The sequence below is a fragment of the Myroides sp. LoEW2-1 genome, from assembly GCF_009767705.1.
Classification (GTDB): domain Bacteria; phylum Bacteroidota; class Bacteroidia; order Flavobacteriales; family Flavobacteriaceae; genus Flavobacterium; species Flavobacterium album_A.
On record NZ_WSPP01000314.1, the window covers coordinates 1 to 14,074 of the forward strand.

Consider the following 14,074-nt stretch of genomic DNA (forward strand, 5'->3'; position numbering starts at 1 on the left):
CCTCTATTTTAATTCTAAGGCTATCTACATCGCCATTTTATCATTACCTCAACAAAGCACTTTTTTTGCAAATACCTAATTACTTCAGTGAGCTATTTCAAAGAAAGGCCAAACATCGACTTCTCTTCAATAAAAAAGTCATCTTTTAACAAGTAAAAGATGACTGTATATTTTAAATCGCTTTCAGGTGTTTTTAAAATTTAGAATCTATAGCGCACTGCCAAACCTAAATCAGTATAAAGACCATTTCTATAAGAGTCATTCAAATATATTTCAGGTCTTAAGTCTAATGATATTTGCAGAGGAAAATCAAAGTTATACTCCACTCCTATTGTACCCGTTACCAAACCGAAAGTACCATTATCAGAATATCTTTTACCTCTGATATTTTCAGAATAGTTCCAAGTTCCCACTGCAGCACCAGCACCAGCATACCAATTGAATCCTTGATCAATATTCCACATCCATTGATAGATACCTGTTACTTTAAAAGCATCTACATCATGGCGAGTTCTCCAACCTAAATCTAATTCTAATCGATTGTTCTTAGCTAACTTTCTTTGATAAGTTATCTCTGTACCTAATCCACTATTTCCTCCAAAACGCAAACCAATGGCATTCTTTGGAGTTGATTGTGCAAATGTAGTAACTGATATAGCTAATACAAAAGCAGCTGAAAGCAACACTTTTTTCATATTTATTCTATTTTAAAAAGTCAAAGCTACTGTAATTTACAAGGAGATAAAAGTTAAAAGATTTCTAATAAGTATAATTCAACCTTTCCTTTCACTATCTGATACTACATCAATCATTTAGAACCTTATTCAAAAAAGCAATACTGGAAGCGTAAATTACAGAAAAACAACTACCGTTCGAGACTTTGCTGGGAGAATCCCTACAATTAAAGCGACTTTACTTTTCTTATTTAATAGCTTGTAGAGAGCTAATCATTTGCTCTAATTTTATTATCTTTTTTGTATTCATCTTTTTGTTCCCATACATATTCACGCCAGCCCAGATCCCTAATACAATATAATAACCCATCAATACAATATTCTTTCCTCCCACAATTGCAGAATCAATCTTTACAATAAACGGATAAGTAAAGATAGCTATCCCAGTTATGAGAGTAACGATATATACATTCATCCATACCTTTGACAATTGTAATTGTTGCTTCTTTTCTTTCGTTAGCAACGCAATATAATCACTTGTTGACTGTGTTAATATAGATTCTGGCATTAAGCTATTTAAGCGATAATAATTAAACATAAACAACATCATCGTTATTCCACAACATAGAGATCCCAAAATCACCCATAAACTTCCAGCAAACTCAGTGTCTAATAACCATATATAAATTCCAATGATCCAGCCTATAGTAGACACGCCTATTATAGCCAGAGCCCAATTCATCTTTACTTTCTTTAAACGATAGGTATCTATAGACTGATAAACTTCTTTAATATCGCTGTGTTCTACTCTCGGAGTAGCCCAGAGCTGTTCTAAATTTACTTGATTACTTTCCATAGTTATTGAGTTTTTGATATAGTTCTTCTTTAATACGATGTACTCGAGTACGCACATTAGCATGTGTAAGTCCTGTCACATCAGCAATCTGTTTTTGATCCACCCCTTCTAAAGTCAGCGAAATAATAATTCTATTCATCTCACTTAATTCACTAATCGCTTGATAGAGTATCTGAGTATTGGTTTCTTTGTACTCCTCCTCTACACTTTTGCTCTGCCTTATCTTGCTTTCATCAGACATTACTTTTTTACTCCGTTCTATTTGTCTTAAACAGATATTTACAGCGATCCGGTATATCCACGTACCATAGCCTGAATCAGCTCTAAACTTGGGCAACTGATTCCACACATTAACGAAAGTCTCCTGTGCTATACCTTTAGCCCAATCCGCATCATTAACATATCCTAATGCCAATCGATAAATTCGCTGCCAATAGTGTGCATAGAGCGACTCAAATAATTCTTTATACATACTCATGTTTTTTGATTGGTTTTGTAATTTAGATACACAGTATGGAAATATGTTACAACTAAATTACAAATGATCTACTTAACTATGCCTTCGAAATGTTAACTGATTTAGAGAATGAATAAAAAAGCATAGATTACTTACAACCTATGCTTAAAATAAATTCGATTAGAGTTCTTTTATCTACTCTAAGATTATGATTGCTCATTGATTTCATATACCAGATAAGGTGATTGTTCTATATTAAAGAACTATTTCTTTCATGCTGTATTCGCATCAACTTTTATATTAACCTCACTTAAAATAATATATAGATAAGAAGTGCATCCTACCCAAGAATGGGTATATACATAAAAAATTCCCCAAGGCAAGTTGCATTTGAGGAATTAAGAAAATTAAATTAATACTTTTGATTTGATTCTACTTAGCGTTTCTTGAGAAACATTAAGATAAGTAGCGACAATCTTATTCGGCAACCTCCTAACAATTATAGGATTTTGACTTAGTAATCGTTTGTATCGTTCACTTGCATCCATAGTTACCATTTCGAAATGTCGTGCAGTATTATTCAGATAAGCTAACTCAAGGTACTTTCTATAGAATTTCTCCCACTTAGGCATAGATTCCAATAGGTTATAAAAATCGTTATGCGTAATCCAATAAGCTTCTGTCACTTCTAAGGTTTGCAAGTATTCATAAGAACTTGAATTATCTATAAAGTTCACTAATGCAGTTGCAAACTGATTCTCAAACGCAATATAGCGAGTAGCATCTTGTCCTGCTTCATTAATATAAAAAATTCGAACACATCCCTTAGACACAAAATACAATTTATGACTATTAGTACCAGAATTAGTTAACTGCACTCCTTTCTCATACTTCTCATAGTGAAAATAAGAAAGAACCTTATCTAACTCCTCATCAGTAAACTCAACACTATTTTGTAGGTATGTTATTAAATTTTTCATTTCATATCATTAATCTTGTAAAACAAAGGTACGATAGTAAACTAAATCTGCTATGGTCAAAACTGTCATTTTATGTTCATGAGCGAAAATCAATACCTCAGGTAACCTTGCCATAGTCCCATCGTCATTCATTAACTCACACAATACTGCTTGAGGGGGTAAACCAGCTAACTTCATAAGGTCAATACTTCCTTCCGTATGACCATTGCGCTCTAAAACTCCTCCATTCTTTGCTCTTAACGGAAAGATGTGTCCTGGACGAGCTAAGTCCCCTGGTACCGCATCTTTGTTTGCTGCTGCTCTTACAGTTGTTAATCGATCTGCTGCAGACAATCCTGTTGTTACTCCTTTGCTCGCTTCTATAGTAATGGTAAAGGGAGTCTGAAAACGACTACTATTTTGTTCAACCATATAAGGTAATTCAAGCTCATCTGCTTTATCATTTGTCAAGCATAAACAAATAATTCCACTGCAATATCGAATCATCATTGCCATATCTTTTTCGCTCATCAAGTGGGCTGAAAATATTATATCCCCTTCATTCTCTCTATCTTCATTATCCAGTAATAGAACACCTTTCCCACTTTTTAAGTTGCTAATTGCTCGTTCTACTCTCTCTTGACTATCCCACCCAAAGTGATTTAGAGTTAATTCTTGACTCATTCTTTATTCTTTTTTAGTTATTGATTCAGTTATAGTGCGTGCTTTAGGAATAATGACAAAAGCTGCTAAATAAGCCACGGGAATCATGGTGCTCCAGGATTTTAAAAAGAGTAAAACCCAGTTTTCTCCAAAACCATAATTGCGTATTAAGCCTACAAATGCCATAATTAAAGTCATTGGCACGACGACAAATAAAGTATTGATATACTTATAAAACTTTTTATCCATTTTATCTCTATTTTGTGATTTGTGATTTGTGATAGGACAAAGGTCTTCTTCTCAACACTCTCAAACATTGACATAAGTCAAAAAAGAAGGAAACGTTCTTTACAAATAGAAACAATTCTCAACTAAGCTTAACGACTTACATTCTTAAAACAAGAAAGCCACTGCATACGCAGTGGCTCCTATACATAACATAAACTAATTTTATATATTGTTTCCGTTCCCCGTTTTCCGTTTTCCGTTCCCTAAATCGCTAAAACTGTCCACCTGACACTTTCTTTACGCTCGGTCCTCCCGTTCCCTGTTCCCTAAATCGCCAACACGCCACCTGGCCCCTTCACTAAAACTGTCCACCGGACATTTTCTTCACGCTCGGTCCTCCAGTTTTCCGTTCCCTAAATAGCAGCTGCCCACACCTCTATTTCGATATCTATCTCTGATAGACCCAATGCAGTAATATAAGCAATTGTCATAGATGGATGACTTCCTTCAAATAGTTCTTCCCACACTTTGTCAAAATACTCCCAGTCAATTTCTTTTGTAGACCAAATATTAACCTTAATAACATCTTGACTGCTCAAACCCTGACTTTCTAACAAAGCTCTTATGTTCGCAAACGTATTATCTACCTGCTCATTAAACACCATGGGGATACGCCCTTCTTTATCGGTACCTATCTGACCTGAAAATGTATAGATTGTCGCTTCCTTAGGCACTATCGTCACATGTGAATACCTCCCCACAGGACTTGATAAAGTCGTTGGGTTTACTCTTTTGACTTCCTTCATGTTTTTCATCTTAATATTTTTAATTATTTTGAAAAACAAAACTATAAGGAGTTGATCATTAAAAATTGTATAAAACCGACAAGAATAGAATTACTTTTTAAACTCAGGAAAATTGAGTAGCTGTTCTTGTGTATCTAATAGATATTGCTTTGGAGTACTACCTGTGAATGTCTTAAACTCACGGATATAATGCGATTGGTCGAAATACCCACTCTCGTACGTAAGCTCCGTTAAAGACTTAAAACTTGATTCACGCAAGAGGTTTAAGTTTGCCTGAAAGCGTATAATACGCGAGTACACTTTAGGAGACATACCTACATACTGCTTCACTAAGCGCTCCAGCGTTCGCTCTGAGATATTCATTTCTTGCTGCACCTGCTTTAATGACTTGCCATATTGTAACAGATTAGAAACGTAATTTGCCTTATCGGCATTTCCTTTTTGATTCTGTAATTGCTGAACTAAAAATTGACTGATGATTACTATCTTCTCTCTTACTGTTCTGGCATTGACCACCTTCTCCAAAATGGGTTGATGTACAAGTTCTTCTAAGGGAATATTCTGATTAGCAAACTCATTGGCATCAATGCCAAATAGTGCTTTTAATGCCGTAGGATACAGATAAACCCCTATAATTCTAAACGCTCCAGAAATTCTTTCCTCTGTATACTGATTAAACTGCCCATACACGTACAATTTTGGAATAAGCTTACCCTGAACATCAGTAAATAGATTAGGACTATCTTGAAAAATCAAAGCAGGTACTCCATCGGGAATAATCTTAAAGTTCCTAACCTCTGTACTTTCCATAGTATCTTCTAACACCCAAAAATACTGGACATAAGGTCTTAAAGGTAATATAGGGGCTATTTCATGATAATACATCAGTACATACTTTAATGACAAAGATAAAAAAAAGCCACTGCATACGCAGTGACTCCTATACATAACATAACCTAATTTTATATACTATTTCCGTTCCCGTTTCCACACTGCCACCGCATTATCTGGCCCCATCGCTAAAAATGTCCACTGGACATTTTCTTCACGCTCGGTCCTCCCGTTTCCCAGTTTCCTAAGTCGCCAACACGCCGCCTGGCCCCATCGCTAAAAATGTCCACCGGACATTTTCTTGAAGCTCGGTCCTCCCGTTCTCAGTTTCCTCCCTCTTGATGTAAAGTCTGAGATATTTTTTCCAAATTTAAGCTATTAGCCATTGCAGAAAAGATATCGTAATACGTACTTTTATTCTCATACAAGTCCTCGTGTTTACCATTCTCTACCACTCTTCCCTTCTCCATAACCACGATATCATGCGCATCGATAATCTGAGAGATACTGTGTGAGACGATAATCACTGTTCTGTTTTCCTTAATCGCATCCAGACTTTTCTTGATTTGCTCTGTAGCAATCGCATCTAAACTGGCAGTAGGCTCGTCTAAAAATATAATAGCGGGATCTTTTAAAAACAAACGAGCGATAGCGATACGCTGTTGCTGTCCACCTGAGAGTAAGCGAGCATCAGACTCATACCCCTGAGGCAACTCAGTAATCTGCTCGTGGATATACGCTTTCTGAGCAGCTAATTCCACCTCTTCCATCGTAGCATGCGGATTTCCATAGCGGATATTCTCAGCAATACTCCCTTGAAAGATATGATTCTTTTGCAGTACCAGCCCTATGTGTTTACGCAATTCCTTAGTATCGTATTCTCTTAGGTCTACACCATCTAAGAAGATTTGCCCTGATGTAGGTGCATAAAACTTATCCAGTAAGTTAATCACCGTACTCTTACCAGCCCCACTAAGCCCTACTAATGCAGTAGTCTTATTGGGTTCTATTACCATAGACACCTCTTTCAAAGCATTTGTCCCGTTTGGATAGTCAAAAGAGACATTCTTTATCTCTATCTTACCTTTTATTTGTGTAGGCACATAAGTACCTGTCGTTTCTACCTCGTGCTCAGCCTCAATGATTTCAAAGAAACTCTCTGAGTAAATCATGGCATCATTTACATCGTCATAAATACGGTGAAGTTGTCTGATAGGCGCTGTCACGTTATTGAATAACAGAACGTGAAACATAATCGCCCCAACAGTCATATCACCTTTTAATACGAAATAGGCTGTCATCAGAATAATCACCACAAGCCCAAACTGTTCAATGAACCCCTTTACAGCATCAAATACAAAACTCATACGTCTTGTTTGCAATTGATTCTCTGTCATATCATATTGAATTGCTTCATGCTTTTCGGCTTCTAAAGGTTCTCTGACGAACGACTTAATTACCGTAATAGAATTAATTAAAGAGATAATCCCATTGTTTTTATTTTCTCTAAAGCTACGCATTTTTCGTCTAAACCCTTTTAGCTTACTCGCCTGTAACTGACTGACATAAAAGTACAAAGGAATCATAGCAGTACTAACCAGTCCCACATAGACGTTGGCAGTATAAATAAACACTAATGCCACAATAGCATTGGCAAACAGTGGTAATATATCGATAAAGAAATTCTGTATAAGACGAGTAATACTCCCTATCCCTTGGTCAATACGAGTTTGTAATTTTCCACTGTCATTCTCATCAGAGGTATAAAACGCCATGCGATACGTCAATATCTTGGTCACAATCAATTGAGAAATATCTCTTGAGACATAAATACGCAATTTCTCTCCGAAAAACTTCTGCCCAAACTGTATAAAAGCATTGATTATTTCTTTTGCGATTAACACCACACTACTAAACAACAGCATCTTATATCCCCAAGCCAAGTCTTGTACCCCAGTAACTACCTCATTTAAAGTATCCACCATATGGCGAATAATCAAAGCGTTTACCTGAACGGCAAAAGAGCCCACTGCCGTCAATACTAAAGTTCCTATTATTAACCTTTTATAAGGCATTACAAAAGGTTTTATCTGTTTAAGTATTTTTATCAAATTCATACTGCAAAGATAGAATTGTTCTAAATAGAAAGTATTGATTTAGGTCAATAAAAAATAATAATACTTTTTAACTATATCGATTTTTAGTGATGAAATAAAGAGTCACAATTTGACAGTATAAGTAAAGGCTATCACATTTAACTTTTAATATTGTTTTAATTAAAAATTAGTTTAATTTTGCTAAAATTTTAACACTTATAGAAATATGAAAAAAATTACTTTATCCTTAGTTGCTGCTTTAGCAATTGGTCTAACAGCTAATGCACAAACTCCAGACGTAAAGATTGGAGCAAAAGCAGGGGTTAACTTTGCAAACATAAACGGAAGTGATGCTAATGGTGATACAAGAACAGCATTCCATATTGGAGCTGTAGCTGAAATTTTTATCAATGAAAAGTTTTCAATACAGCCTGAATTATTATACTCTGCTCAAGGTATGAAATTCGATGATATTGATGAGTATTATAATGATAATACTTTTATTACAACAAGTAATACTTATACAACAAAGCTAGATTATATCACAATCCCTGTTATGGCAAAATATTATATTTTCCAAGGTTTAAACGTACAAGCAGGTCCTCAATTTGCTTTTAATGTAGCTGCTAAAAGCGCTGGAGAAGATATGAAAGATGTAATCAAAACTTTTGATTTTGGCCTTAACTTTGGTTTAGGTTATGAATTACCACTTGGTCTATTTGTTGATGCACGTTACAACCTTGGTCTTAGTAATGTTACTAAAAAAATTGAAGGAGAAACATTAAAAGCAAAAAACGGAGTATTCCAGTTATCTGTAGGGTATAAATTCTAATCCTATTTAAACATAACTATAAAGGTTCTTATCACGTGGTAAGAACCTTTATTTTTTTAAGGTCTAACAATATTGTCTGTTGATCTTCTTTTCAGAAGCAATACTGCTCATATATTAGCTGCTATGCATGGACGCTGCACAAAGCCTCACGACTTTGAGCCATATACTTAAACACTCCTAAGCCACAGATAACAAAAAAGCAATATCACCAAATTATACATTCATAAAAAAAGATTTTACATAGAATAAAAGTGAAAATTCACCTATTTTAACTTCTCTTATTGTTTGTTAATAATTTTTAAATACTTTTACAAAAAATTAACACTTAAACAAACATGAAAAAAATTACTTTATCCTTAATTGCAGCACTAACTATCGGCTTTGCTGCAAATGCACAAGAAAAAGAAATTAAATTTGGAGCTAAAGTAGGTTTAAACGAATCTAAGTTTTCAAATGCTGACGGGCTTTCAACGCGTACCAGTTTCCACATTGGAGCTGTCGCTGAAATTCCAATTACTGAAAAATTTTCAATTCAACCTGAATTATTATATTCAGGTCAAGGAGCTAAATTTGATGGTGCAGGTAGCTATGATGATGGATTATTAGAATTTAGGGAAGTAAAGGTAGAAGGAACGTTTAAACAAAACTACATTCTTTTACCTATTATGGCTAAATATTATGTGTGGAAAGGTTTAAACCTACAAGCAGGACCTCAAATAGGTTTCTTGACTACAGCAAAACTACATTATGACAAAGTTGAAATTCCTGAAGCTGGTATTTCTGCAAACAATCATAGTGTTTCAATAAAACAGATGATGAATAAAGTGGACTTTGGATTAAATTTTGGTATAGGATATGAACTACCAATTGGGGTATTCTTTGATCTTCGTGCTAATATAGGTCTAAGTTCAATTAACAAAGAAGGACCTTCTTCTAAGAATCAAGTATCTCAATTATCTGTAGGGTATAAATTCTAATTATTCCTGCAAAATAGCTATAAAGGGACTTCTTTAAAAAAGAAGTCCCTTTTTTTGTAATAGCCTATTTAGCCTATTTATTATGACCTCTAACTATTATTTGATTAATGCAATAAACCTCCTGTTCTTCTCTTACTAATTGTCTTTTTTACTGTTCTCAAATTGAACTTACAAATCATATCCAAAACAGCGGTTCGACATCTACCGAACTAAGATCAAAACCAGTAAAAACGGGAGACACAACCATTCTTCATGTCATTTGTTCGGAGATTATTCAGGGATTACTCGCTAAACATTGGAAAAAGTAGTGTTTTTACGAAGAAACACCGAACAACACCCGAAAAATACACGCGTAGCACGCTTTTCAAGAATTTATAAATTGTAAAAAATGAGAATTTTACCACATAGATATATGGTGTTTTTTAAAAATAGAAAGAAACTAATTATTTCTTTGTTTAGTATACATTAGATTGTAAAAGTTATCAGATACTAAAACGAATAATTGAGAAATGTTTATATCAAATATACGAAATAAAACAACTCTTTTAGAATCAGTTTTCTATACCCACTGTACAAAATCTTGCGACTGTAAGCAATATACCTACAACACTGTGCTAAGTCCAACGACTATGAGCTATACGCTTCCAAGTTATAGATAACTTTAGTGCAAAGTCAGGAAACTTTGCGGAACCGACACTAAGTCTTACGACTTTGTGTAGCCTAATACCTCAAATACCATTAGTACTCCCGGTACCTGGACTTCTTCCTTCTTATAATCTTCAAAACTAAAGTATTTCACTGCCCCGATTTCATTAGTGGCTTTTATCTTCTCATCTCTTAACTCATACACATAACAATCTTGTTGCATCATGATATTGAGTTTCTCTCCATAGGCTGGAGCAATGATATGGACAAAATATTGTAATCGATCACTATTCATACTAAGGCTTAATTCTTCTTCTACTTCTCGTATTAGAGCAACCTTACTTTCTTCTCCTTGATCTATCTTACCACCTGGCAAATACCAAGCTTTCTTATTGTTGCTGTACGCCAATAGCAGCTTACCTTCTTCAACAACGACCAATCCTACAGTATGCAAATCTACCCATTGTTGCTCTACTACAGGAAGATGATAGATATTCATCATCCTACCAGGTACTTTAGTCAAAATTTGTTTAACACAAACACCACTCATTTTCTCATAGAATAAATTAGCATTAGGGTCTGCATATACTTCGATATACTTAAAACCAAGCTGATGTGACATGACCTTAATTTGCTTGATTATTTCTTTACCAAATCCTTTATTTATACACTTGGGCAATAACCAAAAATGTTCTAAAGTAACATAATCACCTTTTCCTCTTAGCTCAAAGAAACCAATATACTCTTGTTCAACAAAACACTTATATACTTGCGCTTTAATCAAGTTTTCTTTTGTGATAGTCAATTCTTCCTTCCATAAATACATAAGTTCTTGGCTATACCCCCATACTTGTTTCGAGAGCATCGCTGTTTGTGTTAACATCCCTAAATCGTCTATAGTTGCGAGTTGAATCGATAATTTCATGTCTATATCTTTTGATTCTTAGTTTCCAAATATAATAGCTTTATACAAATCTGTTCATATGTTCTCTCTAATTATTCTATTTACTAAATCGCTCACCTACCCTTATTCCATAAGTAACTAACAAATAATCAAGGTGCTAAAAATAACGATACCCCTTTACATCTCTTACTGATGCAAACACCTCTATTTATCAATGATTTTAAAAGAAAAAAAGAAGTAAATTAGCTTTATTATACTTTACACAATATGACAATACGAGTGGCAGAACTAACGGATATAGAGCAATTACAACTGCTATATCAGAAGCAACTTAAAACACAACAAGTGTATCAACCATATTACTTTAAGGCTGACTTGCCCGCTGTTGACTTTCTTGAGGAAACGATAAAAAGCGACCAGGCTGAGTTTATTGTCGTAGAGCATGAAGGCCAACTCATAGGGATGGCCGCCCTATTCATTGAAGAAACTTTACCTTATGAATGCTATGTATCCCACCGTTATCTGAATTTTGCAGATTTATATGTAGAAGAAGGTTTCCGAAACAAAGGGCTGGGTAAAGAATTGATTGAAAATGTAAAAAAATGGGGCAAAGAAAAGAAAGTGGATTATATTGAGCTTTTGGTTCTAAGAGAAAATAGTAAAGCACAAGCACTATACCTCAAAGAATCATTTGAAACTGTACACAGTGTAATGAGATACAAATTATGAATTACTAAAACCTAAGAGAATGATTAGAACAGCGACTCTCGCCGATATTCAAAGCATACTACTACTCTATCGTGAACTATTCAAGCAAATGGCTATTTATGAGCCAAACTATATGAAAGAAACAGATCAAGATTATGAGTTTGTCAAAAGTGTGATTAATCAAGAGAACAATTTTTTGATCTACGTTTTCGAAAAAGATACACAAGTCGAAGGATTTGTGATCGTTCAAAAACAAGATGCTCCTATGTATAACTGTTTTGTTCAACAGAAATTAGTGTACATCATGGATATCGTTGTCAATCCAGATTCCCGTGGATTAGGTATTGGAAAAGCTCTTTTACAACAAGTAAAATCTTGGGCAAAGTCACAAGGAGTAAATTATCTTGAATTAAATGTCTTAACTGCCAATACTGCTGCACAAAAATTATATGAGAGAGAAGGATTTACTAATTTTAATCAATCGATGAGACAGCGTTTAGATTAAACCAAAAGAGGTTGTTTCAAATGAAACAACCTCTTTTGGTTTACTTATTTAAGTTAATTTCTTTATCAGTATGCATATCCTGTAAAAAAACAGTGTCATGAGAGATAACCAATATGGTTCCGTTAAACTGATTTAATGCTGCTGTCAAACTCTCCGTACTCTTGATATCCAAGTTATTTGTCGGCTCATCTAACAATAATACATCAATATTCTCATAAGCTAACGTCAAACAACACAATGCTAATTTAAGCTTTTCACCACCACTTAAAAGTGCTACTTTTCTCTGCCATAGTTCTAAGTGAAGTCCATATTGAAACAATAAGTTATTCACTTCTACTGAAGGCTTATTTAATTTATTGTAAAATGCAATTTGCTCTTGCAATGTTAATTCACTTGTCAAAAGCCCATAATGTTGATCCAAATAGACTACTACAGGCTGGGACTGACTGTGCTCAAGTTCTCCACTTGAAGGAAATAGTTCTCTCATTAACAATTTAAAAAGCGTTGATTTTCCACTTCCATTATCTCCTACTATCTTAGTTCTTTCTCCTGCAACGATATCGAAACTAAGAGGTTCAATAAAGACGTTTGTTTGATCATATGTAAACTGTAAATCACAAGCCCTCCACAGTAATTTACCTTTGCTTATTCTCGATTGTGGAAAGCGAATATCAAAGAGACTCTCTTTGTGTAGTTGACTCTGCAACTCGCTTAGATTTCCCTTTATCTGATCTGCCCGTCGCTGTTGAACATCTAATGACTTGGCTGCGCTATTCTCCGCTTTATTCTTAAAGGCATTAATAACAATCTTGGGCAATCCAGCAGATTTTTCATTGCGTTTGTTCTTTGCTTTTTCCTTAGTCTGTTTTTCTACTTGCTTTTGTTTTTCCCTTGCAACTTCTTTTAACTCTTTTTGAGTTTGTTCTACCTGTCTATTCATTGCAGCAAGCTTAAGTTCTTTTTGTTGTTTAAAGAAACTGAAATTTCCACCATATCGCTCCAAAGTTCCATTTACTAACTCGTAAGTGAGGTGTACTTGATTCAACAGTGCTCGATCATGACTCACGATAATTATCGCTCCTTTGAAGTTTTCAATGTAATTGTAAAGTTTTAACTTGGTAGCTATATCAATGTGATTGGTTGGCTCGTCCAGAAGCAAGAGTTCTGCTTGACTCAACATCATACGCGCAAATTGTACCTTGGTTTGTTGGCCACCACTTAAAGTGGCAAGACTACTGGTCAAATCGACTTCTGCTAAGTCCCAATAATTCAGCGCTTGCTCAACGCGCTCCTCAATCCCCCAATCGTCATCTAATAGATCATAGTGTTCCGCAGAAGAACTTCCAGACAATATTGCTTTTAAGGCATTGAGCTTAACATCTATCCCCAGAGCTTCTGCAATGGTTTGATGGTGTAAATCTATTTTATTTTGCTTGAGATAAAACAGAGAGCATGTCAACTCGATTGTACCCTGTTGAGGTGCAATTTCGGATGAAATCAATTTTAATAAGGTACTTTTACCTGTACCATTATCACCTATAAGACTTATTTTGTCTGCTCGATTCAAGACAAAGTTCAAATCGCTAAATAAAGGGGAATAATCAGAATGAGAATAGGATAAGTTTGAAATACTTAAAACCATAGTTTACTAAAATTATTTAATTAAATACCTAACCAATGGCCCGTATACCATTACCTCACGGTCAAATACAATTAATCACATATTGCTGAGTATTGAGAAAATACAGAGAATCCATATCTTCAATTAAAGAATCTTTTAACCTCTTTGATAGTGAAAGCTCACTTTAATTGGTTAAACAACCAATCTTTACTCAGCTATATACATTTAAACTATGTTTTAATTAATACTGTCGCAAATTTAATACTTTTATTTATAAATATTACTTTTTTAAATTAAATTCGCCAAAATGAG

General features: G+C 34.6%; 15 protein-coding genes. 4 read left to right on the forward strand and 11 right to left on the reverse strand.

Going from position 1 to position 14,074, the window contains the following annotated elements; genetic code table 11:
• Positions 1–200: 200 nt before the first annotated feature.
• The 9 genes from GOQ24_RS15105 to GOQ24_RS15145 all read right to left on the reverse strand — a co-directional run bounded on the left by GOQ24_RS15105 (position 201) and on the right by GOQ24_RS15145 (position 7,591).
• A complete protein-coding gene (locus GOQ24_RS15105; protein WP_155092889.1) occupies positions 201–695 on the reverse strand; it encodes a hypothetical protein in 495 nt (164 codons plus the stop codon).
• A 226-nt stretch (positions 696–921) separates the two neighbouring features.
• Positions 922–1,530: a hypothetical protein gene (locus tag GOQ24_RS15110; RefSeq protein WP_160340065.1), complete on the reverse strand. Its 609-nt coding sequence runs from the start codon at positions 1,528–1,530 to the stop codon at positions 922–924.
• On the reverse strand, positions 1,520–2,008 hold the full coding sequence (locus GOQ24_RS15115; RefSeq protein ID WP_155092887.1) for an RNA polymerase sigma factor: 489 nt from the start codon (positions 2,006–2,008) through the stop codon (positions 1,520–1,522). The genes GOQ24_RS15110 and GOQ24_RS15115 overlap by 11 nt, the downstream gene beginning before the upstream one ends.
• Before the next feature lie 386 nt (positions 2,009–2,394).
• Positions 2,395–2,967 (reverse strand): Crp/Fnr family transcriptional regulator, encoded by a 573-nt coding sequence (locus GOQ24_RS15120; protein ID WP_155092886.1) that lies wholly within the window; start codon positions 2,965–2,967, stop codon positions 2,395–2,397.
• A gap of 9 nt (positions 2,968–2,976) precedes the next feature.
• A complete protein-coding gene (ribB, locus tag GOQ24_RS15125; protein WP_155092885.1) occupies positions 2,977–3,630 on the reverse strand; it encodes a 3,4-dihydroxy-2-butanone-4-phosphate synthase in 654 nt (217 codons plus the stop codon).
• 3 nt (positions 3,631–3,633) lie between these two features.
• Entirely contained in the window at positions 3,634–3,858 is a 225-nt protein-coding gene (locus GOQ24_RS15130) for a DUF2798 domain-containing protein (RefSeq protein ID WP_155092884.1), read from the reverse strand.
• Positions 3,859–4,250: 392 nt separating this feature from the next.
• Positions 4,251–4,652, reverse strand: coding sequence for a RidA family protein (locus GOQ24_RS15135; protein ID WP_155092883.1), 402 nt, complete (start codon positions 4,650–4,652; stop codon positions 4,251–4,253).
• Positions 4,653–4,733: 81 nt separating this feature from the next.
• Positions 4,734–5,528 carry a helix-turn-helix domain-containing protein gene (locus GOQ24_RS15140; protein ID WP_160340066.1) on the reverse strand — a complete coding sequence of 265 codons (795 nt, stop codon included), beginning with the start codon at positions 5,526–5,528 and terminating at the stop codon, positions 4,734–4,736.
• 269 nt (positions 5,529–5,797) lie between these two features.
• Positions 5,798–7,591, reverse strand: coding sequence for an ABC transporter ATP-binding protein (locus GOQ24_RS15145; RefSeq protein WP_155092882.1), 1,794 nt, complete (start codon positions 7,589–7,591; stop codon positions 5,798–5,800).
• A gap of 205 nt (positions 7,592–7,796) precedes the next feature.
• Here GOQ24_RS15145 and GOQ24_RS15150 point away from each other — a divergent pair, with 205 nt between their 5' ends.
• Complete coding sequence (locus GOQ24_RS15150) at positions 7,797–8,402, forward strand: porin family protein (protein WP_155092881.1); 606 nt, start codon at positions 7,797–7,799, stop codon at positions 8,400–8,402.
• 335 nt (positions 8,403–8,737) lie between these two features.
• The gene (locus tag GOQ24_RS15155) at positions 8,738–9,379 is read left to right on the forward strand and encodes a porin family protein (protein ID WP_155092880.1); all 642 of its coding nucleotides are present in this window, start codon (positions 8,738–8,740) and stop codon (positions 9,377–9,379) included.
• A gap of 703 nt (positions 9,380–10,082) precedes the next feature.
• Here the strand turns inward: GOQ24_RS15155 and GOQ24_RS15160 are convergent.
• Complete coding sequence (locus GOQ24_RS15160; protein ID WP_155092879.1) at positions 10,083–10,949, reverse strand: GNAT family N-acetyltransferase; 867 nt, start codon at positions 10,947–10,949, stop codon at positions 10,083–10,085.
• A 246-nt stretch (positions 10,950–11,195) separates the two neighbouring features.
• Here GOQ24_RS15160 and GOQ24_RS15165 point away from each other — a divergent pair, with 246 nt between their 5' ends.
• Both GOQ24_RS15165 and GOQ24_RS15170 read left to right on the forward strand, forming a co-directional pair.
• A complete protein-coding gene (locus GOQ24_RS15165) occupies positions 11,196–11,657 on the forward strand; it encodes a GNAT family N-acetyltransferase (protein WP_155092878.1) in 462 nt (153 codons plus the stop codon).
• A 19-nt stretch (positions 11,658–11,676) separates the two neighbouring features.
• Positions 11,677–12,141 carry a GNAT family N-acetyltransferase gene (locus tag GOQ24_RS15170; protein WP_155092877.1) on the forward strand — a complete coding sequence of 155 codons (465 nt, stop codon included), beginning with the start codon at positions 11,677–11,679 and terminating at the stop codon, positions 12,139–12,141.
• A gap of 40 nt (positions 12,142–12,181) precedes the next feature.
• On the opposite strand, the gene GOQ24_RS15175 is transcribed toward GOQ24_RS15170, so the two are convergent.
• The gene (locus GOQ24_RS15175; RefSeq protein ID WP_160340067.1) at positions 12,182–13,783 is read right to left on the reverse strand and encodes an ABC-F family ATP-binding cassette domain-containing protein; all 1,602 of its coding nucleotides are present in this window, start codon (positions 13,781–13,783) and stop codon (positions 12,182–12,184) included.
• Positions 13,784–14,074: the final 291 nt, after the last annotated feature.